Raw genomic sequence first — 23,541 nt, 5'->3', positions numbered from 1 at the left:
ATTAGTCACTGTATTTCAGTGACTTATGTTACATAACATTTATTTAAAGAAAAGTTCTTTGACGATAATATAGATTCCCATCACTAATACAAACCATCCAAAAGCGGGTTTCAATTTTCCTCCATCAATTTTTTTAGACAATTGGGTTCCAATAAACAGTCCCACAATAGCCATGGCCGAAATAATGAACAGTAATTTGTAATTCAGATCGACACCTCCTAGTAAGTCACCGCCAAAACCAATTAAAGAGTTGATAAATATGATGAATAGTGAAGTTCCTACAGCTTGCTTCATTGGTAAATTAGCAAAAAACAATAATGCGGGAATAATTAAAAATCCTCCGCCAGCACCTAAAAATCCAATTATTAATCCAACAAATAGTCCAATGATAGAAAGTATCAGAAAATTAATTTCTTTTGTTTCTTTGACTTTTTTTGTTTTTCGAATCATAGAAACGGAGGTGGCAATCATAAGAAAAGCAAACACAATCATGATCAACAAGTTCTTAGTGATATCAAAATCGTCAATAGAAAAGAGAATATCGGGAAGTAGTGGGAGAATAATTTTTCGTACAAAAAGTAAAGATAAAATAGAAGGAACTGCAAAAATCAGTGCCGATTTAATTTTTAAATTACCCAATTTATAGTGGCTAAATGAACCTATCATTGAAGTGAATCCTACTATGAATAAGGAATAACTAGTTGCTTGCTCAGGATGTATTTTAAAAAGGTATACTAAAATGGGTACAGCCAGTATTGATCCACCACCACCTATTAGACCCAAAGAAAGACCGATGATAATTGAAGCTAAATAACCAATATATTCCATCTGTTAATTTTTCTTACAAAGGTCGTCCCTATTTATTTTGCATACAGTAACAATTGTCACATAGGTCATTTTTTTTAGGCCAAAAGTTCTATATGATTGCGATGTAATTTTACTAATTCGCGTTGTTCCATTTTTTTGAGCAATCGTGAAATCACTTCTCTGGACGTATTTAATTCTGTCGCAATATCCTGATGTGATAATTTTAAATCTTTACAACCACAGGCATCAGAATGTCGTTTCAAATAAAATTCTAAACGCTCGTCCATTGCTCTAAATGCGATACTATCTACTACTTCGAGCAATTCTTCAAATCGGATGCGATAGGTGAAAATTACAAATTCATACCAAGTGCGGTGTTCCATCATCCATTTTTCCATCAAAGAAAGCGGCACCATGATCAGTTCTACATCATCAACTGCTTTAGCCATTATCTGACTGGTTTGGCTTTTAGAGGCACATATCATCGAAACCGCACACGCTTGTCCTGGTTGCAAATAATACATTAGAAACTCGCCACCATTTTCTCCTTCTCTAAAAACCTTCAGCTGACCTTTAGTAATCAACATAGTATAGTTGATATACTGCCCCGTTCGCATGATGACATCTCCAGCTTTAAAGGATTGAATTGATGCGTTGTTTTGAATATCCTGAATCAACTCATTGGAAAAAGTAGGGAACGTTTTTTTTAGAGAATCTTGCATTTTGAGTTTTGGTTTGAATTAGCTTTTGATTGCAATAATGTAAAAGTACGTTAATTATTGAATAAGAGAAAGGAACGGATGTAGTAGTTCGTCATCTTATTTCTAACGGTATCGTCTCTGAAGAATTGGCAATTTTCCTATCGATTTAGTGGACTATTTTTGACGATTAATAGTGAAATATATAATTGACTGATTATTAAATAGTAGCGAAAACGTTTTCACTGATTTATTATTTAATTCTAAAATCGTAGGTTTATTGTTATCAAAAAACATCGTAAATTTACAAAAAAACAGTTTTATGAATTTATCACAAGAAGATTGGGCTTCTCAACTTGAAGGAGATGCAAACGCGGTAATCCTAGATGTACGTACAGAGGATGAATACAATGACGGAATAATCTCTAATGCCATAAATATTGATATCCATCAGGGGCCGGTTTTTGTTTCTGAAATTGAAGCTTTAGACAAGAGTAAAAACTATTATGTCTATTGTCGTTCAGGAGCTAGAAGTGCCAAAGCCTGCGAAGCAATGAATGAATTAGGAATAGAAAACGCCTTTAATTTATCGGGAGGGATTTTAGGCTGGGACGGAGAAATCGTGTCGCCATGATGCTTTAAAGAGACTAAAGTCTATTGCTATAACTAATAAAACATAATATCAAAAAGAACCAAAATGAATGCAATACCGGAAGAATTTCAGATTAAAACTTTATTAAATCAAGATACTTATTTAGTAAATGGGGAGTTGAAAAAATGGGAAGGTCAAACATCAGCCGTGTTTTCCACAATTTCATCTTCAGAAAAATATGAACCAACAATATTAGGCTCTGTTCCATTTATGGGAGAAAAAGAAGGCCTCGAGGCAGTGCATGCTGCAGATGTGGCGTTTAATAATGGTCAGGGATTATGGCCTACTATGAGAGTTAAAGATCGTATCAAATGTATGAGCCGTTTTGTTACTCACATGGAATCAACTCGTGACGAGGTGGTAAAGTATTTAATGTGGGAAATAGGAAAATCACTTACTGATTCAAGAAAAGAATTTGATCGAACCGTCGAATACATCTATGATACCATTGAAGATTACAAAAAATTAGACCGCAATAGTGCTCGTTTCACTAAAAGTCAAGGGATAAATGCTATGGTACGTCGTGGCCCGCTTGGTGTTGTGCTGTGTCTTGGACCCTACAATTATCCTTTAAATGAAACATTTGCGCTGCTAATTCCCGCTTTAATTATGGGAAACACAGTAGTATTCAAACCGGCAAAACATGGCGTTTTATTAATTTCGCCCTTATTGGAAGCTTTTAAAAACAGTTTTCCAGCGGGTGTTATAAATATTGTTTATGGTCGTGGTAGAGAAGTGGCTGCTCCTATTATGAAATCAGGAAAAGTAGCGGTTTTGGCTTTGATTGGAAACAGTACATCAGCTATTGCATTGCAAGATCAACATCCTAACAAAAACAGATTGCGGTTGATTTTGGGCTTGGAAGCCAAAAACCCTGCGATAATTTTGCCGGATGCCGATTTGGATTTAGCCATTCAAGAATGTATTGCTGGAAGTTTGTCCTTCAACGGGCAGCGCTGCACCGCTTTAAAGATATTATACGTTCATGAAAGTATTGCTGAAGAATTCAACAAACGATTTGCTGCCAAAGTGGATGCACTGATTTTTGGAAACCCATGGGATAAGGAAGTTGTCTTGACTCCATTACCGGAGAAAGAAAAACCGGCCTATATTCAAGAATTAATTGATGACGCTATCGATAAAGGAGCCAAAGTGATTAATGAAAAAGGAGGGGAGCATACACCTAATTATATCTTCCCTGCGGTTTTATACCCAGTCAACAAAGAGATGCGTGTGTATCATGAAGAACAGTTTGGACCAGTAGTGCCTATTATTACTTTTAAAGACATACAAGAGCCTTTAAATGACATGGCGGAGTCAAATTACGGTCAACAAGTAAGTTTGTTTGGAAAAGATATTAAAACCATCGCGCCGCTTATCGATACCTTAGTAAATCTGGTATGTCGCGTAAATCTGAACAGTTCTTGCCAGAGAGGTCCGGATATTTACCCTTTTACAGGACGAAAAGATTCGGCTGTAGGAACCTTGAGTATCCACGATGCATTACGTTCATTCTCTATTAGAACTTTTGTGGCTTCAAAAGACAATGACTATAACAATGAAATTTTACAAGCCTTATTGGACAGTGATCAATCTAATTTCATTACAACCGATTATATTTTGTAAACAAAAGTATTAAAATTGAAACCGCCTAATCTTAAAAAATTAGGCGGTTTTTTTATGGAGTTAATTTCTAAAGCTTTTTATTCTATTTTTTTATTTCTAGATAATTATTGTTACAATAAGTGGCTTATTGATACTAATGGTACATTAGTATTCATTTTATTTCAAAAAATTAATCATGAGAAAAAAAATAATTTTATTAGTACTGTTAGCGGTGGCATTTTTTGCACAAAATAGTTTTGCTCAAGAACTCTATACTCCGCGAAATATAAAAGAAGCCTATTCAAACGGCAGTCGTTCCAAAGACGGAAAGCCGGGAGATAAGTATTGGCAAAACCACGGAAAATACACCATGGAAATTAGTGTAGATCCAGATACAAAAATGGTGAGCGGAACGGAAAGTATCGTTTATGAAAACAATAGTAAGGATACTTTAAAAACAATAGTTATTCGTTTTGTAAACAATCTTCATAAACCCACCTCACCGAGAGGAGGAGAAGTAAGCCCTGATTTTTTATCAGCAGGATTAATAATTACTTCTTTTAAAATTGATGGAGAAGTTTACAATGAAAATGCTAAAAATTGGGGAACTGTTGGTACTGTTAAACTAAAAAAAGCATTGGTACCTAATAGCAAAACTACTTTAGATATTGACTGGAATTACCCTTTGTCTAAAGAAAGTGGCCGTGAAGGACAAATTGATGAAACTACATTTTTTGTAGCATACAGTTACCCTAGAGTTTCCGTTTATGATGATTATAATGGCTGGGATAAATTGCCGCACACAGATCGTCAGGAATTCTATAATGACTTCAATGATTATAGTTTTTCGATAAAAGCACCTAAAAATTATGTAGTTTATGCTACAGGAGATTTACTAAATCCTGATGCCGTTTTGCAAGCTGAGTTTTCAAATAGATTAAAAAAATCCTATACCTCTGATGCCGTTATTCATATTGCAAATGAGCAAGAAATGAAGGAAGGTAAAGTTACTTTGCAAAACGATTGGAATACTTGGAAATTTGAAGCGAATGATATTTCAGATGTATGTTTTGGTTTGAGTAGTCATTATTTATGGGATGCAGGAAGTGTCATTGTAGACAACAAGACCAATCGTCGTGTGAGTACTCAAGCAGCTTATGATGTAAAAGGAACTGATTTTATTAACTCGGTAAAAAACAATAATTACGCTTTGGCTTGGTTTTCTAATAATTGGCCTGGAATTCCTTATCCTTATTCTAAAATGACTGCCTTTCAAGGTTTTGCTGATATGGAATATCCAATGATGGTAAACGATTCTCAAATGGGAGATGCTGTTTTTGCTCAGTTGGTACAAGATCACGAAATCGCTCATACCTATTTCCCTTTTTATATGGGAATTAATGAAAGCCGCTATGCATTTATGGATGAGGGTTGGGCAACAACATTAGAATATCTTATCGGAATTGCAGAGCATGGTAAAGATGCGGCAGATAAATTTTACAAGCAATTTAGAGTAAATCGCTATATAAATGATAAATCTGCCGAAGAAGATCAGCCTATAATTTCGATGTCAACTCAACTCTCAGGTGCGGGGTATGGTAATAATTCATACGGTAAAGCATCACTTTCTTATTTGGCTTTAAAAGATTTATTGGGCGATGATTTATTTAAAAAAGTGTTACACAATTATATGGAAGACTGGAATGGTAAACATCCTATTCCTTGGGATTATTTCAATTCGGTAAATACGAGTTCAGGTAAAAATTTAAATTGGTTCTTTAATAACTGGTTTTTTACTAATAATTATATTGATGTCGCTGTTGCAAATGTGAATTCGAATAGTAAAACACAAACAATTTTAATCAAAAACGAAGGTGGATTTGCGATTCCGTTTGATGTAAATATTGTCTATGCAGATGGGACTAAAGAAACAGTTCATGAAACACCAGCTATTTGGGAAGCCAACCAAAAAACAGCAACGATTAGTTTTAAAGGAACTAAAAAGATGAAGTCAGTAACACTAGATGGCGGACTTTTTATGGATGCTACACCACAGGATAATACTTGGACATCTAAGTAATAATTCTAAATTAATAGCTTTTAAAAGGTTAGAAAAGTCTCGTTATCAGTAACGAGACTTTTTTTTATGGAAATATGTGCCGTCCTGAAATCGCTACGGGAGAGAAAGTAATATAAATTCTACTCTTGTTTTTTTGAATCAAAAAAAAATGTAAGTATCTGATTTTCAGTATTTATTGTTATATTTACTTAGCGTAATTAACTTTAAAAATAATAAGATGAAAAATAGTAAACAATTGTTGATGTCAATTTTAGTAATAGTTTCTACTGTTGCATTCTTTTCATGTAAAAATAATAAAACTGAAAAAGTAGCGGAAATGAGTAAAATGGAAGAGGTTGATACTACCAGTATAGCATTCATGCCTTTTAAGGTTATTGTAATTAAACACGATGTTGCTGATTACGATAAATGGAGGGCAGCGTATGATGCGCACGATTCAATCCGAATGACCTATGGAATTTCGCATTTTGTTATTGGTAGAGGGATGGATAATCCTAATACCATCATGGTAATTGATAAAATGAACGATGTCAATAAAGCAAAAGATTTTAGCATGTTGCCCAGCCTGAAGGATGCTATGAAGAAAGCGGGTGTAATGAGTACTCCTAAATTCGGCTTTTATGAAGTAATTCGAAATGATGACTCAAAAATAAACCTAAAAGACAGACTAATGGTAACCCATCGTGTAAAAGATTTTGACGCTTGGCTCAAAGTGTATGATGAAGAAGGAACAATCAAAAGAATGGAAGGAGGCTTAATTGACAGAGGGATGGCAAGAAGTTTGGATGATCCTAATGTGGTGACTTTAGTATTTGCAATCTCAGATATTGATAAGGCTAAAGCAATGATCAATTCAGAAGCACAGAAAAAATTGATGATCGAAGCCGGAGTAGAAGGCATTCCTGAAATGTTCTATTATAAGTTGGTAGAATAAATTCACGATATTTATAGAACCGTAAAAACATACCTTCTTGCGTTTTTTTAATATCTATTATATTTTTTTTTAACTTTTAATGAGACAAAACAATAATGGAGGTTTTATTTGCAAAAGGAATTTAGGATGTTTGTATATTTTTCGCGGTTGATAGGTTTGACTATATATTCTGTCACTTCATGTATGTTTTCTGCTTTAATAAAGTCATCCGGATTTTTTGAAGAACTAACGATATAAATCGTTATTTCTTTTTCAATTTTCGACTTGAGTTCAATATATTTATTTAAGAATTGCCAACCATTCATAACTGGCATATTAATATCAAGAAATATAATATCAGGAAGAGTGTCGATTTCATCGAGGTTATGATGGATAAAATCGATGGCATCTTTTCCATCTGAGAATATAATAGTTTTGTGTTCAGAATTAATTGATTCGATCAGTCTTTTAGCGATAAATTGGAAAATAGAATCGTCATCAATAACTGCAATAATTAATTTTTTGTCCATAAGATAGTTTTAAAATATAATTTCAAATTTTGTTCCAATATCAACTGTGCTCTCTACGCTTATACTACCGCCCATTCCTTCAACTTGGGCTTTAATGAGAAAAAGTCCAACTCCTTTGGCATCAGGATGTTTATGGAAAATTTTGTTAAACCCAAAGATATCGTTTCCATGTTCCTTTAAGTCGATTCCTATTCCATTATCAGAAACCGTAAGTACTACTCCATCGTTAATGATGTGGGTTTGAAAATGAATTGTGATAGTTCGTAGAGGAGAACTATATTTCAAGGCATTGCTCAGAAGATTTTGAATTATGCTTTCTAAGTATATAGCTGAATATTCTATAGCTGCCACCTTCGAAAAATCACTAGTAATTAGAGCTCCGTATTTAATAATATCTCCTTGTAAAGAGTCAACTACATTTAAAAAGCAGTTTTGGAATAATAAGTTTTCTTTTTTCTTTTTCAAATCATTTTTAACGGAAATGCCGCTTAATAGATCATTTAGTGTCGTATCAAGATTATTTATTGTTATTTCAAATTTCTCTAATAATAGGTCTTTAATTTTGATGTCTTTTTCCTCTTTATAAATATCTATAAGAGATTGTAAATTACTAACAGGTGCTCTAAAATTATGAGAGACTACATATGCAAATTCCTCTAACTGCTTATTTTGTTGCGTTAGATGGTTTGTACGTTCCATAATCCTTTTTTCAAGACTGTTGTTTGCTAAGACAATTTTACGTTCAGCTTCTTTTCTTTTATCATCAATTTTATTTAAACTCTCTTTTGTAAAGTAGATTATAAATAAGGCGATTAAAATATATGAGGTTTGTAATAATGCATTTGCGGAAGCTTCATTTATTAAAGCTGATCTTGCGATTAAAATTTTTAAATATCCTACGATTAAAACCGAGAATAATATTTTCGGAAATAAAGAACGGCTAATTTCGTGTCCTATTTTAGAACCAATAAATGTTGCTGCAAAACCTAAATTGGGCTGAACAGCTGCGGCCATTATAGATAATAACATGAGCATAAAAGCACCATATATCGAAAAATTACTAAAGAAGTAGAGTTGATCTAAACTTGGGATGTGATCTGATAAGCCTAAGATTGTAAGAATTGAAATTAGTGTAACTAGATGCAAAGTAGCTTGTGCTATTTGATTAAAAATTTTATTTTTTGAATGTATCCCCAAAAACGAGAACCCCATTAATGTAAAGCTAAGGATGCTTGCGACGCAAGGTCGGCCATTAGTGTACCTGGCAATTAATACACCATCTAAAATAGGATTAGCAAATATTGAATTAAGAATGCCAGAGTTAAGGTGTATAATGTAGAGTAAATTTAGAAGACCATTTACAATTATTACTATTGAGCAATATTTAATAAAAAGATTATTTTTTTTGTTAACTATAAAATGTAACAAAATACAAAATAAGACTAAGTTTATTGAAGAATTTATTTGAATCGGTAAGGACCATGGATAAGGTAAAATTGAATAAAAACTGAATTTGGATAGATAGCCTAGAAAACTAATTATGGAAATGAGCACAATTATGACACTTAGAATTTCTAGTTTTTTTCTATTTTGTAGATTCATTAGTAAATGGAATTTCATTAAATTCATTTGTTCATCTATTTTACAAGAAAAGAAAACACTTGTTAATTGTTAAAGGTACTTTAAAATTATTCCTTAGAATGTTTTTAAATTTTATATTATCAAATTTTAGGACTTGTTTAATGTTGGTATACTCAGAATTTAGATTGTAGTCAGTAAAATAAATTGTGACATCAAACAAAATCTAAAAATTCGTTTATTAAATATATAAATCAATTAATACAGTTGTAGGCTTGTAAAAATACGGAGAAATAATTGCACACTATCGTATTAAATTTTAGAATATAGGTTTTTAGTTGTCGAAGTATTTTATTAGAATCTGAATGTAGATCGTAATTAATAAAATGAATTTGTTGCGCCTAAAAAACTTTGAAATACAGATTAAAAGATACTCGTTATGTAGAAGGCATTGATCCATTACATAAGATGTATGATGATAGAGGTATAGCAGTAAGATGGTTCCATTAATGACTCAATATTCTGAGGGTTTGATAATACTAATATTTTAAATCTCAGATATTGATAAGGTTAAAGCAATAATCAATTCAGAAGCACAGAGAAAATTGATGATCGAAGTCGGAGTAGAAGGCATTCCTGAAATGTTCTATTATAAGTTATTAGATTAGGAGTCACGCTAAAATAGATTCAAAGTCGTTTTGTTTAAAAGGAACAGGGCGGTTTTTTTATCGAATAGAATTTATGTAATAACAATTCTATTTCGAAGAAATAGGGAATCGATATATAGCTTCGACCTTTAAAAATGCACTATAGTCTAATTCAGAATTTAATTTAGTTCTGTTGTTTCCAAACTTAAAAGGAGTAATTGATAAATTAATTTTATCGTCAACAGCGTATACATCATAACTGTTTGTTGAATACCCAATTTTTAAACGTAAAAGAAGATTTTTGTCCAACGAATTATTTTGGAGGTAGGATGAAAACTCTAAAGAATTATTTTCTAAATAAGTTGTTAGCGCTTTGTCGTTTTGAATTTTGAATGTTTCAGAGTTTCCTTTGTAGTCGATTCCGAGTCTCGTTTTATTGGAAACACCAAAATTCACATCAAAGAGCCCCGGTATTAATGCACTAATTTCAAAACCAGAATTAGGGCTGATGTAGTAAATACCTACTAAGGGAGTAATGTAAAAACCAAAGGCTTCATTTCCAGTATATAGTCCAAATTTATAATTGAAGTTCTTGCGCTTTTTATAAGTCCATACCGCAATACCGCCGAGATAAATATCGTCTGAACTTATATTTTTATAATCCGAAGATAATATTGGTAATAAGACATAAGTACCGATCCATTTATCCGAGTGGTCTGTGGCAAAACCTAATTTAAGACGAGTATAGTATAGATTACTGAAATTAGAATTAGGAAATAATTGTAGTTTTTTAATATTGAAATCAAACCCAGTGATAAGGGCAGTTTTTTCATTTAAAACAATTGGCAAAGTTATTTTAGAGTCAAAAATAGAAATAGAAGTACTTTTAGAACTGTTTGTAAAATTAGTATCTCCCGATTTATAATAGCTTATATTTAAGAGATCCACATATTGTTGTGAATTACTTAGTAACGGAGAAATCAGAAATAGGAAAAGAAGTAATTTATTTACCATTTTATAAATCTACCTTTTTTTAATACACGAAAAGTTTATTTTTATAGTCTGCTAGTGTTTTTGCTTTATTTTAGGATATTTAATATTAAGTAGTTATGTTTAAATAAACAGTGTGATACAGTTTGGGAATTCCCCACTAAATCCTGTTGATATAGTTACATAAGGACAAAACAAAAAAGAATTAAAAAATAGTATAATTAAGAATAATAGGGAGTGATCGATTACTGTAATTGCCGAAAGAGTGGTGGCTCAAGTTCCATTTTCCAGTAAAACAATAGCTCGAAAGGACAGAGAATGCGATTAAATGATGGAATGAAGATGTAAATGTGATCTTCTTTCTATTTCGTGTTTACGGTATATTAAATTAATTGTTTAATTTAGTAGGGTTAAAAAGGATTTTGTAAATAGTAATCCAGCTACATCGATAGGGTGTTCTTTCAAATAATTGCGGTAAGCGTAGCTTGTAAAAAAATAATATTATCAAGAAAAAAATAAAAATAGTAAAAGAAAACATCCACGAGAGACTCCATCGTGAACCTTACTTTACGCATCCTAGATTGAAGTTTATCCCTAATATTGTGGTAAACCTGATTAGCTTCCTGCTTTCTTTAGCAGTGGTTGTAAGTGTGCTTTATTTTGTTTTGAAATATTTGATTAATAAATTTTATCATTTAAATTAATTACAAATTTCACTTTAAAAATTTCATCGTAAAACATCTCTTGGTCACTTTATGCCGTGGTGGATTTCCCTTCTGTGGATAAGGGTTTCGATGCGTCATGCTCACTTTTTTTTAATTTACTGATATGCGTTGTACCGTCGGTCTGTGGAAATAGAATAAGGCGGATAAGGGATGATATAATTTTTACCACACCGTCAAAAAATCAATAATTATAAGTATTAATCTACAATTAAATACTACTTTCGGGGAAAGTTACTTTATATGCTGCGTCCCCCGATTTATATTTTATTGCTTTTGTTTTCGATTGTATCTTGCCAAAAAGACACTAAAGCAGTTGCTGCTAGTGCTAAAAACAATAAAAGTAAACGTAGCATCCAAGCCCAAAAATACTCTGAACTAGGCGATTCGTTTAATAGCAATAATAAAGTCGATAGTGCTTTCTATTATTATAATAAGTCCAAAGAATTATTTGAAATTGAGGGGAGCAGTCCTTATATTACCTATAATGTTATTGTAATGGCTCAAATCCAGCAGACCTATGGAGATTATTATAGTAGTGAAGAAACCTTGACGGAGGCTTTACCTTATATAAATAATGATTTGCAATATCAAATGGCCGTAAATAATTTATTTGGCATTGCAGCAGAAGAATTGATGAATTACGATGACGCTATTGTCTACTTTACCACAATTTTAAAAACAGCAATCGATTCCGTATCTAAAGCAACAGCGTTAAATAATATCGCCACGGTTTATATGGAACAAAAAAAGTACGGAAAGGCTGTTGCTCTTTTACAGCCCATTTTAAAATCTGATATTTTAGATACGTTACCGAATAGAAAAGCCAGGATTATTGATAATCTGGGATTTGCTTATTATAAAAACAATCATATTCCAGAGGGACTAAGCTTAATGAATCAGGCTTTAACGATCAGGACTAAAATTAATGATTCCTATGGGAGTATTGAAAGCTATTTGCATTTGGCCGATTTTTATAAAAATAGAGATCATCAAAAATCGAAGGAGATTGCATTACAGGCTTATAAAGTAGCTACAAAACATCAAAGTATTGATGAACGACTAGAGGCATTAGAATTCTTAATGTCTTACAATCTGGAAAAAGGAGTAAATGATTATGCTACTATGTTCATAAATCTTAACGATAGTATTAAAACAGTACGCAACAACGCCAAAAATCAGTTTGCTAAAATTAAGTATGATTCGAGAAAAACGACTTTAGAAAATATCAAATACAAGGGACTAAGAGCAGAAACTTTACTCCAACTGGAAACACAAAAAAGTCAGAAGTATCTCTTAGTATTTGGATTCTTGCTTTTACTTGGAACTATAGCGTATTTGATTAATTATTATAGAAATAGAAACAGACAAGTACGCTTAGAAGCGAGTTATAATACCGAAACCCGAATTTCTAAAGAACTCCATGATGAACTCGCCAATGATGTTTTTTATGCGATGACTTTTGCCGAAACTCAAGATTTACAAAATCCGGTAAAAAAGGAAACACTTATATATAGTCTTGATAAAATATATATTAGAACACGAAATTTCTCTAGGGAGAATAGTACTATAGAGACAGGAGAAAGTTTTGAACAGAATTTAAAACAAATGCTAAGTAGCTATAAAAGCGACAGTGCCGAAGTCATTATTAAAAACGGAAATCCAATAGATTGGTCAAAAGTTCAAACTGAAAAAAAGATAGCGTTGCAAAGAGTATTACAAGAACTCATGGTCAATATGAAGAAGTACAGCCAAGCTAGTTTTGTGGTAATTGGGTTTGATTGCGATCAAAAAAATCTAAAAATTGACTATTCAGATAACGGAATAGGATTCTCGGAAAAACTAGTGTTGAAAAATGGGCTCCAAAATGCAGAAAACCGTATTCAGGCAGTCAACGGAATAATTACTTTTGACTCTCAAATTAATAAAGGTTTCAAAGCAAAAATTGTAGTTCCAAAATAGCATAAAGTGTTTTTGCGATAGTTTTGATTCCAGTTCTATTGATGATAGAGTGAAGGTAAATCAGCAACCGTTCTTTGAAAAGGTTTTTATTGCTCTTTTTAGTATGTAGCTTTCTAACTTTACTTTTCGAATGTTTGTTTGAGCTTGCCACTACCGATAGAGCCTTTTCGACTTAATTTTCGGACTATTTAGCCTATATCTTATAACGATGAGTATCAAAGCTGCAGCACATAGTCATAGTTAATTTGTAACTTTGGATATAATTTATAAAAGACAAACAAACATATAGATAATGAAGAATACAAAACTCCCAAAAATACTTATCACTGGAGCAACGGGACAGGTTGGTGGTAAAACTATTGAATTTCTTTTATCTAATAATGAAATAGAAATAGTTGCAGCAGTACGATCTAAAGAAAAAGCAGTTCCATTTACAAATAGAGGAATAGCCACGGTCATTCTTGATTTTGATGACGACAGTACACACTTGCCTGCGTTTGAAGGCATAGATCGTCTATTTATGGTAACGGGTTATACTGTTGACATGTTACGCCAAAGTAAGGTTTTATTAGACAATGCTAAGAAAGCAGGGATTAAACATGTTGTGCATTTAGGAGCTTGTGGACCTGATGATGCAACTGTAGGGCATTGGGTGTGGCATCAGTTGGTAGAAAGATATGTTGAGTGGGGTGGTTTTTCCTTTACGCATCTACGCCCTCAGGATTTTATGCAAAATTTATTAAGCTATGGAAGCGAAAAAGCAACAAACAAAGGAGTCCTTAATGCCTATGTTGACGGTGCCTGTTTGAGTTGGGTCGACGTTGATGATGTGGCACAAGTTGCGGCATTAGCTCTAGCTCATCCGGAATTGCATAGTGGCAAAACGTACAGACTTAGTTATGACGCAAAAACCTTTGATGAAATTGCAGAATTAATGACATCAATTCTAGGGAAGCCTTTTCGATACGAGCCACTTTCGCCTGAGATTTTTTTACAAAAAATGAAAGATGCTGTAGCAGATATGGCTTATATGAACTGTGTATATGATCATTGGAAACAACATGCAAACGGAACTATTCCTGGAGCCAGTGATACTTTCGATAACTTTTTTGAAATCACAGGAAAAGAGCCAACAAGATGGGCTGATTTTATTAAAAAACATAAAGAGGAATTAGTATATTAAATTGCCTTATTTCATGTGTTTTTTTTGGCCACAGATTCACAGATGATAAAAATAATTTTTTAATCTGTGAATCTGTGGCAATTATTTTAGAGTTACTGTTAGGATCCCGTTGTTTCGTTTATTCGAACTCCGATTAAATAAAATAACAAAAGACTAAAAAGGAATACAAAATAAAACAGCTATCTTTGGAATATATAAAAAAGGAGTAATCATGGGAGCTTTAGAATTAAGAGACAGTCTGTTACAATACATCAATCAAGCCGATGAACGTCTTTTGAAAGTAGTAAAAGCGGTAATGGAAAGTTACTGGGAAGAGGAAGTTGTGGCTTATTCAGTCGATGGAAAACCACTAACAAAAATTGCTTACAAAGAGGAATTGAAAGAAGCAATAGCCGAAATAAAAAGAGGTGAGTTTACTACTCAAGAAGATTTAGAAAAAGAATCAGAAAACTGGTAATGGGTAGATTAAAAGTAATTTGGACGAATAAGTCGAAAGAGCAATTAAAAATAATTCACAACCACTACAAAGTAGTCTCGCCACAAGGAGCAAAAAATATTAAAGATGCTATTTTAAAGGCAGGAAGAGAGTTGGTTTTTACCGAACAATACCAACAAGATGAAATAGAACTAGAATGTAGGAGGATTATTGTCAGTCATTACAAGTTGATTTACACTGTAGAAGAAGATACAATTTGGATTTTACGGATTTTTGACTGTAGAAAAGATCCTAAAAGTCAAGTAACTGAGAAATAGAATTTACCGCTCAAAATTAGCGGTTTTTTTATGTTTAAAAATTAAGTTTCTAAAATTTCGCTATCACTTGGCAGCTTCCTGAAGAGTTCCTAAATTCACTTAAGTGGGCAAATATCTCCTGACTTTGTATCCGTTCCAATTCACAACAATTTCCTTAACATGATTGTATTTGATTAGCGTTGGCCTTAAATGGTATGCTGTTAAATCACTAAGACATCTTATACCGTGGCAGATTGACTTCCTGCGGATAAGGCGCTCGGTGGGTCATGCTCACATCTTCTTTAATTTGCTGATGCGCTTTGTACTGTCTGTCTTTGGAATTAGAATATCGAGGGTCTGGGATGAACGGCATTTTGGCCATTTTGCTTATGGTAATAGTAGGGAAGTGGTAATCGACTTCCACAGTTCCCAATAACAAATAACAACCTCCACCCTGAAAAGGATATTTCTGTAAACTATCAGCAAAATGAGCTGTGTCAAAGAATTCTCCTTCGGTATCAATCCAAGTTCCAAAATACATTGTCCCTCTTTTAGTAGGCACGTGTTTCCTCGAAATAAGATACGCCAGCATTTTTACCGTTCTTTTATGATACTGCAATAAATCTTTGGCCAGTACATCACCGCGGTATTTTGTTTGCAACAAATCAAATGGGGAACAGGAAACCGGAAAACTGAGTAATTCTATTTCGTCGAAGGCGTCTTCAAAAGGAGAACGTTCCAGTACCGGAAGCATGTATTCCTTAACCGGTTCTTGAAGCAACATTAAATTCCGATTTTCCGGTTTGAAATTCACTAGAATCAATCTGGCAATGACAAGCAATTGATTTTTTGTTTTGGATGTAAAACGGAAGGCACCAATGAAAATCAAGATCTGGATTCCCTCTATACCAATCGGAATGCGATTGATGAAATCTTCGAGCGATTGATATTCACCGTTCGTATTGCGCTCTGCAATGATGCGATGCGCTGTTTTAGATTCGAGTCCTTCGAGTTGCATCAAACCGAGATAAACGTCAACGCCATAAACGGTAGCTTCATACTCGCTTTTATTCACACAGGGAGTATTAATGATGCCGCCGGACATTTTTGCCTCATGCACATACACTTCCGTTCTGTAAAAACCGCCTTGGTTGTTGATAACCGCTACCATAAATTCTACGGGATAATACACTTTCAAGTACAAACTTTGATAACTTTCGACCGCATAAGAGGCCGAGTGTGCCTTGCAAAAAGAGTAACCCGCAAAGGATTCTATCTGTCGGTATATTTCCTGACTGAGCGCTAAAGGATGTCCTTTTTGAGCACAGCACGCAAAGAAATTGTCTTTTACTTTTTGTAATGCAGCAGTGGAGCGTCCTTTGCCACTCATCGCCCGACGCAGAATATCTCCATCGGAGGCGGGGACTCCTGCAAAGTGTAGCGCAATTTTGATCACATCTTCCTGATACACCATTACGCCATAAGTTTCTCCCAGATGTTCTTTGAATGTTTCGTGGAAATATTCGAATTGATCGGGGTGGTTGTGTCTAAAGATGTACTCTTTCATCATACCGCTTTGCGCCACACCCGGACGAATAATCGAGGATGCAGCGACTAATATTTTATAATCTTCACATTTAAGTCTTCGCAATAAGCCACGCATGGCGGGACTTTCGATATAAAAACAGCCAATAGTTTTTCCAGTACTTAAAAATGCATTGCATTTTGCTTCGTTTTTAGATAATGTCGTATCTCTAATATTGACTTCGATACCACGGTTTTTTTTTACCAATTTTACCGTGTCATCAATATGACCAATACCACGCTGGCTTAGAATATCAAACTTTTCAAAACCAATATCTTCGGCAATGTGCATGTCAAACAACACAATGGGAAAGCCTTTCGGCGGCATTTCTAAAACCGTATAATTTGTAATAGGTTCTTCTGAAATTAATACTCCACAGGAATGCATGCTCCGTTGATTGGGGTATTTTTCGAGCAGCATACCGTATTTCTGTACCAATGCAACTACCGAATTGTTATCGTGTAACTGCATTGGATTTTTAGCCAGTGCGTCCAACTCTTCTTTGGGTAAACCAAAAACTTTACCCACTTCGCGGAATATCGAGCGGTATTTGAATTCTACATTCGTACCACAAAAAGCCACATGATCTCGACCGTACCGATTAAAAATGTATTCGAGAATAATATCCCGTTCTTTCCAACTCCAGTCAATATCAAAATCGGGGGGGCTTTTGCGATTCAGGTTTAAAAAACGTTCAAAGTACAAGTCTAGTTCAAGCGGGCAAATAGCTGTAATACCGAGACAATAACTCACAATACTGTTGGCACCGCTTCCTCGACCAATATGCATAAATCCCATGCTGTTGCTGTACCGAATAATATCCCAGGTGATTAAAAAATAACCGCTAAATTTCAACTCATGGATGACTTTCAATTCTTTTTCTACTCTAGCGCGTGCCGGAAGATTATTGTTGCCGTATTTCTTTATTAATCCTTGGTTGGCAAGGCTTGTCAGGAGTTGGATATCGTTTTCCCCGCTTTCTGTATAATTGGTTTTGTTTTTGGGTGTTTTGAATTCGAATTCAAAATTACATTCGGCAATGATGCTTTCTGTATTTTCAATAATTTGGGGGTAATCACTAAATTTTTCCAATAGGTTTTCCAATGGAACCATCGTTTCTGATGTTCGGCAATAATCAGCTTCGGTAAGTTTTGATAAAATGACATTGGTATCAATTGCCCGAAGGATTTTATGCAGGTTAAATTCTCTCTTAGTCCGGAAAGTCACCGGCTGTAAAACCACCATTTTATCCAGCTTGCTTTTCCATTGATTATGAAATAGCATAGGAAGCTGCTCTGGACGCATACCCAAAAATTCAAAATCTCTAAAAACATCAGGGGCATTCTCGATTGGATATATAATACTTACATTATGAAATTGGGGTGCTTGAGCAGGTAGTGGCGTTTTATCGAAATTATGTTTGGTCAGAAAACGATTCATTTCGGCAAGACCTGCTGCGTTTTTGGCTAAGCCAATGTAAAGCAGTTTATTATTATACCTAAATTCGATTCCAACGATGGGTTTTATAGCAACAGTCTGACATTCTTTGATGAAATCATAAATCCCGGTAACCGTGTTTACGTCAGTTAACGCCATGGCTTTTACACCGCATGCGGCGGCCATTTGCACTAATTCGGTTAAGGGAATAGTGCCATAACGCAGGCTGTGATAAGAGTGGCAGTTGAGGTACATTATTTATTTTTTACTTTGAGAGTGGCGCCGGCACAACGGGCTACAGCATCAAAACCGTAGCGTTTTTTCATTCGATCCATCGCTTGATACAGCGACAGCATTTCCTCGGTATCTTCAAACATATTGATTTGGTAGGTTCCGCGAACTAATCCGCTAAAGCGAATACCAATTAGCCGCAACCGCATGCGACGCTGATACAACTTGTCGAACAATTCGGTGACACTTCTTGTCAAAGTATGGTCAGCCGAAGTGTATGGGATTCGGCATTGCTTTGTTTCGGTATCAAAATTAGAATAGCGTATTTTTATTACGACCGTTGAGGTCAGCCATTCCTCAGAACGCAACTGAAAAGCCAGTTTTTCGACCATGCCTACCAGTATTGATTTTAATTTTTGAATGTCGATAGTGTCTTGTCCAAAGGTGTGTTCCGTCGAAATTGATTTCCTTTCCGTATAAGGCTCCACCGGATTATTGTCAATACCGTTTGCTTTTTTCCAAATATCGATACCATTTTTACCTATCATTTGCTGCAGCACTTCTGCGGGCATTTCTGAAAGTGTTTGTATGGTTCGAATGCCAATGCGCGACAGTAATTGAAAGGTAACGTCGCCAACCATGGGAATTTTTTGGATGGACAACGGATTCAAAAAAGACTTCACCATAGTTTCTGGAATTTCTAATTTCCCTGTTGGTTTTGATTCTCCGGTTCCAATTTTTGAAACCGTCTTGTTAACCGATAATGCAAAGCTTAAAGGCAATCCCGTTTCTTTTGTAATTGATTGTGAGAGTTCGTTAGTCCATTGGTAACAACCATGAAACCGATCCATTCCTGTAATGTCCAAGTAAAATTCATCGATGCTTGCTTTCTCGACAATAGGCGCTTTCTCTTCAATGACTTGCGTAATATCATGGGATAATTTAGAGTATAATTCCATATCGCCTTTCATTACTTTTGCCTGTGGACAAAGGCGCAGCGCCATTTTTATAGGCATTGCAGCGCGAACACCAAACGTTCGGGCTTCATAGGAACAAGAAGCGACTACACCTCTGTCTCCACCGCCAATGATGAGCGGTAAACCAATTAGTTTTGAGTTGGTTAACCTTTCGCAGGACACAAAAAAAGTGTCCATATCCATGTGTACTATTGACCTTGCCATATTGATTTTGTTTTTCAAATTGTACATCTATCCATTTCATCTAAAATTTTTTCCGGCAAATTTGAACTGCAAAATTAGTACAGATTATAACAAAATACAGTATATTTGCTGTTACAAATTATAACAAAATCACTATGTCTTTATTTTCCGACAACATCAGACAGCTAAGAATTAAAAAGGGTATTTCTCAGGAAAAACTAGCTCAAAATCTTTTGATTACAAGAGGAAGGTATGTCAAATATGAAGACGGTAGCTCTGAACCTCCGTATGATATTTTGAAGAGAATATCGTATTATTTTCATGTCAGTATTGATATTTTACTCTCGGTTGACGTACATAAAATACCCATTGAAGACTTGCTAAAACTGGGAGACAACAGGATATTGTTACCCATAACCGTTGACCAGCAAGGGGAAAATATTATAGAAATTGTTCCTCATAAAGCGCAGGCAGGATATCTAAGCGGTTATGCCGATCCGGAATTTATAGAAAGTTTACAACATATTTCGCTTCCGTTTTTACGAAACGGAAAATTCCGAGCCTTTCCTGTAGATGGAGATTCGATGCCGCCACATAAGAAAGGTTCGTTTATCGTAGGGCAATATGTAGAACGATTGGGTGATGTAATGGACGGAAAAACGTATATCGTGATCACTAAAAGTCAGGGAATAGTGTACAAACGACTGAACAAAAACGGAAAAAACGCATTGATGCTACATTCTGACAATACGATTTATTTGCCGTATGAAATTAAAGCTTCGGAGATTCTGGAAATTTGGCAGTATGCCTGCAGTATCGCTACTAATGAGTTTACACCAGATGATTTGAGTTCAGAGAGTTTAAAGGATATGTTTAGGGAATTGCGAAGAGAAATTCGAGAAGTAGGGAATAAAATTAATTAAAGAACAGAACCGCTGTAATATCGCTTTGGCTTATGGCAATTTTAAAATTAACATTAGGTTTGCGATTTGGCAGTAAGTGTTGATCCAACGGAAGCGACTACTACAAAAACAACAGCTACCACCTCGTTAAGAGCAAGGTATTCCTGCAAGAAAATCAGCGCGCAAATAGAAGCTGCCGCCGGCTCTAAACTCATTAAAATACTAAATGTACGAGCTGGAAGTTGGCCAAGTGCTTTCATTTCTAATGTAAAAGGAATGGCACTAGACAAAAGAGCAAGCGCTACTCCTAAAGAAAGAAATGTAGGGGTGAGATTACTGAATCCGTTTCCCATAATTCCAAAAGGCACAATCAATAGTGAAGCAAAGAGCATTCCGGTCGCAACTGCTTCTCCATCTTTCATTACTTTTGAAACTTTCCCGCCCAAAACAATATAAAAAGCCCAAAAGGCTCCTGCCAATAAAGCAAATAAAACACCTAAAACGTTTATTCCGTTATTTGTCCACGGAGCAATCAAAACAATTCCTGCTGCTGCCAGAAGTACCCACAAATAATCAATGAAACGTTTTGATCCAAAAACAGCAACCAGTAACGGACCAATAAATTCTAGTGTTACCGCTAGTCCAATGGGAATACGCTCTATTGCCATGTAAAAAATTAAATTCATCGCTCCAAGGCACAAACCATAAGGAATTACAACTTTCCATTGTTTAGGGGTAATCTTGAAAAGGTTTGGTCTATAAACTGCGAAGAGTATGATAGCCGAAATACCTATTCTCAGGGAGGCAGTTCCAGCTGCTCCGATGGCAGGGAAAAGAGTTTTTGCAATTGCTGCACCAGACTGAACACTTATTATTGCGAAAAGTACGGCTGGTATTGGAGGTATGTTGGATAGTTTGTTTTTCACTTTATTATAGAGATGTAGAAAGACAAAACTACAAAATTTATAATTTGAAAAGGGGGGCATTTTTTAATTAAAGTAATCGTTGTTACGGTTTTTGATTACTTTTGGAATAAAAAGAAAACAATGGGTTTCAAACATTTATTTAAAGCAAAATTGAATTGGTTTTCTACCAAAGAGAAGGAGGTTTCAACTTCTAAAATTTACAGTAAAAGCCATACCGTTACCATTGAAGGGAAGCCGATTTTGAATGTTTCAGCCGCCAAAGCGTTAAAAGGAGATCCAAATTTGTATAATCCAGAAGATTTGCTCCTAAGTAGTGTGGTTTCCTGCCATATGATGTCGTACTTATATGTATGTGCTCAAAACGGAATCGAAGTGCTTTCATACACTGATAATGCTGAGGCTACACTTGAAGTTTTAGATAACGGAAGCGGACGCTTTATTGAAGTTCGCTTGTATCCAAAAGTGACCATAACACAAAAAGATAAAGTAGCAGAAGCGATCACTTTACATAAAAAAGCAAATGAACTTTGTTTTATTGCTAATTCCTGTAATTTCCCGATTATTCATGAAGCAAGTTGTGAAATAGGATAATTTCGTAGAAGTTAAATAAAGAGTTTGTAAGGTTTCGGATAATTTATTTACCTATAATTGCTCTTCGGGTTCTATTTTTTAGATGAAGAAAGAAAAAGAGTCCAACTAAAAGTGAAAGAGGTAATTATGAATACAGCTAGGGAAGAAACAGCATACGAGGAAGTAGCAATAAACAAAATGGCTAAGAAAAGAAATATTGAAACAATTTTTCTTCGTGCTAATAAAAACAATTTAAGAGATTCTACATAAGCCATAAATCTTGAAAAACCGAAGTTTTTATTTAGATGCTGGCTTGCTAAAAGAGTAAAGTCTAAAAATTGATGAATTACGCGAAAATAAGAGCTACCACTTAGTTCAAAATGCGGTAATTTATTGGTTGGTTTTTTCATTAGTTTTTTTGATTTACTCAAAGTTACGAATTCAAATTTGAGTCTCCTACTTTTCAACCAAGAACTAACAATACAATTGCGCTATCGGGGGTGCTTTGGATGATGGAACGAGCAGGTAAAAAAAATAGCAATGTAAAGCATAGACAATTTTGCTTCGCCAGTTCGCACTTTCAGGCTCGGGTGGCAACAAGATAATCATCCAATAGAGATTTGGTCGCTAAAGGTTTTTGAGCAAAAACTTAACTATATTCATCAAAATCCTGTTGAATCAGGTTTTGTAACTGATCCAATAGATTGGAAATACAGCAGTGCTAGAAATTATGGAAATAATGACCAAACACTTTTAGAGATAGACGTGAATTGATTTATAATGTGGGCACGAGCGGGACGCTCGCGCTAGCGGGGATTAGTACATCAGATGGGAAACGTTATTTTGACAATGTTTTAGATGAAACAGCAAGAGAAGTAAAATCAGGTCCAGTTACGTTGTCAAAATATAAAGATCAAATTTTGAAGGACATTGAAATTTTAAATCAAAACCTGACAAATAATCAAATATCTAAAATTGAATGGCACTGTTTTGATGGAGTTGATACAGATGAGATAAATAAATTTATTAATGCAAATTTAAGAAAAGAGTTAAAAGATAAAGGGCTTTTTAAAATAGTAAAATATTAATGATATGAAAATGAATAAAAAAGAATTTACAGATTTCGTAGAAAGTATAGATAGTCATATTAATTTTTTAATATCAATTCTTAATGATAATGGGTTTGAGGGAGAAAACATTAGAGATTTTGACAATAGAATAAATGATATTCAAGAATTTTATGAAACGAAATATTTTATTTATGATGAAATTGTACAAAATAAATTACGACTCTCTTTTTGGGCTTTTTTCGCAAAATTATTAACGGAAAAATTAGGAGGAGAATTAAGAATTGCGCCAAAAAGTGATTACTGTGAAGGAACTCCACAATTAATAAATTTTGGTAATAAGTTTGATAAAAAAGGTAAAAGAAAATGGATAGGAATTGGGTTTGATTCTTGGTTTAATGGTATCATAGAAAAGAAATTATTAGGGACATTGGAGGGAACTGTAGAACACGTTTTACAATATTATACCCCCCCGCTGGCTTGAGCGTATGCTAGCGCGAGCGTCTCGCTCGTGCCCACAAAGTAAACACAATATTAATTAAATGAGTACAAAATATAAATTTG

General features: G+C 34.4%; 21 protein-coding genes and 1 pseudogene. 14 read left to right on the top strand and 8 right to left on the bottom strand.

Annotated elements, in window-relative coordinates; genetic code table 11:
* Positions 1-39: 39 nt before the first annotated feature.
* Both BMW63_RS07235 and BMW63_RS07230 read right to left on the bottom strand, forming a co-directional pair.
* The gene (locus BMW63_RS07235) at positions 40-828 is read right to left on the bottom strand and encodes a sulfite exporter TauE/SafE family protein (protein ID WP_074722756.1); all 789 of its coding nucleotides are present in this window, start codon (positions 826-828) and stop codon (positions 40-42) included.
* A 74-nt stretch (positions 829-902) separates the two neighbouring features.
* Positions 903-1,529, bottom strand: a complete 627-nt coding sequence (locus tag BMW63_RS07230; protein ID WP_074722754.1) for a Crp/Fnr family transcriptional regulator — start codon at positions 1,527-1,529, stop codon at positions 903-905.
* A gap of 298 nt (positions 1,530-1,827) precedes the next feature.
* Between BMW63_RS07230 and BMW63_RS07225 the strand changes: the two genes are divergently transcribed.
* From BMW63_RS07225 to BMW63_RS07205, 4 genes are all read left to right on the top strand, one after another.
* Positions 1,828-2,139, top strand: a complete 312-nt coding sequence (locus tag BMW63_RS07225) for a rhodanese-like domain-containing protein (RefSeq protein WP_074722752.1) — start codon at positions 1,828-1,830, stop codon at positions 2,137-2,139.
* A gap of 63 nt (positions 2,140-2,202) precedes the next feature.
* Positions 2,203-3,783 (top strand): NADP-dependent glyceraldehyde-3-phosphate dehydrogenase, encoded by a 1,581-nt coding sequence (locus tag BMW63_RS07220; RefSeq protein ID WP_074722750.1) that lies wholly within the window; start codon positions 2,203-2,205, stop codon positions 3,781-3,783.
* Positions 3,784-3,958: 175 nt separating this feature from the next.
* The gene (locus BMW63_RS07210; protein WP_074722746.1) at positions 3,959-5,842 is read left to right on the top strand and encodes a M1 family metallopeptidase; all 1,884 of its coding nucleotides are present in this window, start codon (positions 3,959-3,961) and stop codon (positions 5,840-5,842) included.
* Between the two features lie 217 nt (positions 5,843-6,059).
* Positions 6,060-6,776: a hypothetical protein gene (locus BMW63_RS07205; protein WP_074722744.1), complete on the top strand. Its 717-nt coding sequence runs from the start codon at positions 6,060-6,062 to the stop codon at positions 6,774-6,776.
* A 104-nt stretch (positions 6,777-6,880) separates the two neighbouring features.
* Here BMW63_RS07205 and BMW63_RS07200 read toward each other — a convergent pair whose 3' ends face one another.
* The 3 genes from BMW63_RS07200 to BMW63_RS07190 form a co-directional block, all read right to left on the bottom strand.
* On the bottom strand, positions 6,881-7,285 hold the full coding sequence (locus BMW63_RS07200) for a response regulator (protein WP_074722742.1): 405 nt from the start codon (positions 7,283-7,285) through the stop codon (positions 6,881-6,883).
* A 9-nt stretch (positions 7,286-7,294) separates the two neighbouring features.
* On the bottom strand, positions 7,295-8,914 hold the full coding sequence (locus BMW63_RS07195; RefSeq protein ID WP_083380387.1) for a sensor histidine kinase: 1,620 nt from the start codon (positions 8,912-8,914) through the stop codon (positions 7,295-7,297).
* Positions 8,915-9,618: 704 nt separating this feature from the next.
* Positions 9,619-10,524 (bottom strand): DUF6268 family outer membrane beta-barrel protein, encoded by a 906-nt coding sequence (locus BMW63_RS07190; protein ID WP_074722738.1) that lies wholly within the window; start codon positions 10,522-10,524, stop codon positions 9,619-9,621.
* Positions 10,525-11,498: 974 nt separating this feature from the next.
* Here BMW63_RS07190 and BMW63_RS07185 point away from each other — a divergent pair.
* From BMW63_RS07185 to BMW63_RS07170, 4 genes are all read left to right on the top strand, one after another.
* Positions 11,499-13,184: a tetratricopeptide repeat-containing sensor histidine kinase gene (locus BMW63_RS07185; RefSeq protein WP_245744912.1), complete on the top strand. Its 1,686-nt coding sequence runs from the start codon at positions 11,499-11,501 to the stop codon at positions 13,182-13,184.
* 292 nt (positions 13,185-13,476) lie between these two features.
* Positions 13,477-14,367, top strand: a complete 891-nt coding sequence (locus BMW63_RS07180) for an NmrA family NAD(P)-binding protein (RefSeq protein WP_074722734.1) — start codon at positions 13,477-13,479, stop codon at positions 14,365-14,367.
* A gap of 211 nt (positions 14,368-14,578) precedes the next feature.
* Positions 14,579-14,824: a hypothetical protein gene (locus BMW63_RS07175; protein WP_074722732.1), complete on the top strand. Its 246-nt coding sequence runs from the start codon at positions 14,579-14,581 to the stop codon at positions 14,822-14,824.
* Entirely contained in the window at positions 14,824-15,120 is a 297-nt protein-coding gene (locus BMW63_RS07170) for a type II toxin-antitoxin system RelE/ParE family toxin (protein ID WP_083380385.1), read from the top strand. Before BMW63_RS07175 ends, BMW63_RS07170 begins: the two co-directional genes overlap by 1 nt.
* Before the next feature lie 208 nt (positions 15,121-15,328).
* On the opposite strand, the gene BMW63_RS07165 is transcribed toward BMW63_RS07170, so the two are convergent.
* Both BMW63_RS07165 and dinB read right to left on the bottom strand, forming a co-directional pair.
* The gene (locus BMW63_RS07165; protein WP_074722728.1) at positions 15,329-18,376 is read right to left on the bottom strand and encodes a DNA polymerase III subunit alpha; all 3,048 of its coding nucleotides are present in this window, start codon (positions 18,374-18,376) and stop codon (positions 15,329-15,331) included.
* Positions 18,376-19,533, bottom strand: coding sequence for a DNA polymerase IV (gene dinB, locus BMW63_RS07160; RefSeq protein ID WP_139174216.1), 1,158 nt, complete (start codon positions 19,531-19,533; stop codon positions 18,376-18,378). Before dinB ends, BMW63_RS07165 begins: the two co-directional genes overlap by 1 nt.
* A gap of 134 nt (positions 19,534-19,667) precedes the next feature.
* Between dinB and BMW63_RS07155 the strand changes: the two genes are divergently transcribed.
* Positions 19,668-20,435 carry an XRE family transcriptional regulator gene (locus BMW63_RS07155; RefSeq protein ID WP_074722724.1) on the top strand — a complete coding sequence of 256 codons (768 nt, stop codon included), beginning with the start codon at positions 19,668-19,670 and terminating at the stop codon, positions 20,433-20,435.
* A gap of 53 nt (positions 20,436-20,488) precedes the next feature.
* Here BMW63_RS07155 and BMW63_RS07150 read toward each other — a convergent pair whose 3' ends face one another.
* Positions 20,489-21,340, bottom strand: coding sequence for an EamA family transporter (locus BMW63_RS07150; RefSeq protein ID WP_074722722.1), 852 nt, complete (start codon positions 21,338-21,340; stop codon positions 20,489-20,491).
* 120 nt (positions 21,341-21,460) lie between these two features.
* On the opposite strand from BMW63_RS07150, the gene BMW63_RS07145 reads away from it, so the two are divergent.
* The 5 genes and pseudogenes from BMW63_RS07145 to BMW63_RS07125 all read left to right on the top strand — a co-directional run bounded on the left by BMW63_RS07145 (position 21,461) and on the right by BMW63_RS07125 (position 23,461).
* Complete coding sequence (locus tag BMW63_RS07145; RefSeq protein ID WP_074722720.1) at positions 21,461-21,931, top strand: OsmC family protein; 471 nt, start codon at positions 21,461-21,463, stop codon at positions 21,929-21,931.
* A gap of 111 nt (positions 21,932-22,042) precedes the next feature.
* Positions 22,043-22,180 carry a hypothetical protein gene (locus BMW63_RS18665; RefSeq protein ID WP_394333761.1) on the top strand — a complete coding sequence of 46 codons (138 nt, stop codon included), beginning with the start codon at positions 22,043-22,045 and terminating at the stop codon, positions 22,178-22,180.
* Positions 22,181-22,410: 230 nt separating this feature from the next.
* Positions 22,411-22,684, top strand: a pseudogene (locus BMW63_RS18390) (hypothetical protein); the annotation flags it as partial.
* A complete protein-coding gene (locus BMW63_RS07130) occupies positions 22,681-22,998 on the top strand; it encodes a hypothetical protein (RefSeq protein ID WP_074722716.1) in 318 nt (105 codons plus the stop codon). The pseudogene BMW63_RS18390 and the gene BMW63_RS07130, both read left to right, overlap by 4 nt.
* Positions 22,999-23,008: 10 nt before the next feature.
* Entirely contained in the window at positions 23,009-23,461 is a 453-nt protein-coding gene (locus BMW63_RS07125) for a hypothetical protein (RefSeq protein ID WP_139174215.1), read from the top strand.
* The last annotated feature ends 80 nt before the right edge of the window (positions 23,462-23,541 follow it).

Source organism: Flavobacterium frigoris, from assembly GCF_900111075.1.
Lineage (GTDB): Bacteria > Bacteroidota > Bacteroidia > Flavobacteriales > Flavobacteriaceae > Flavobacterium > Flavobacterium frigoris.
This window is presented reverse-complemented; position numbering and strand designations above follow the sequence as displayed.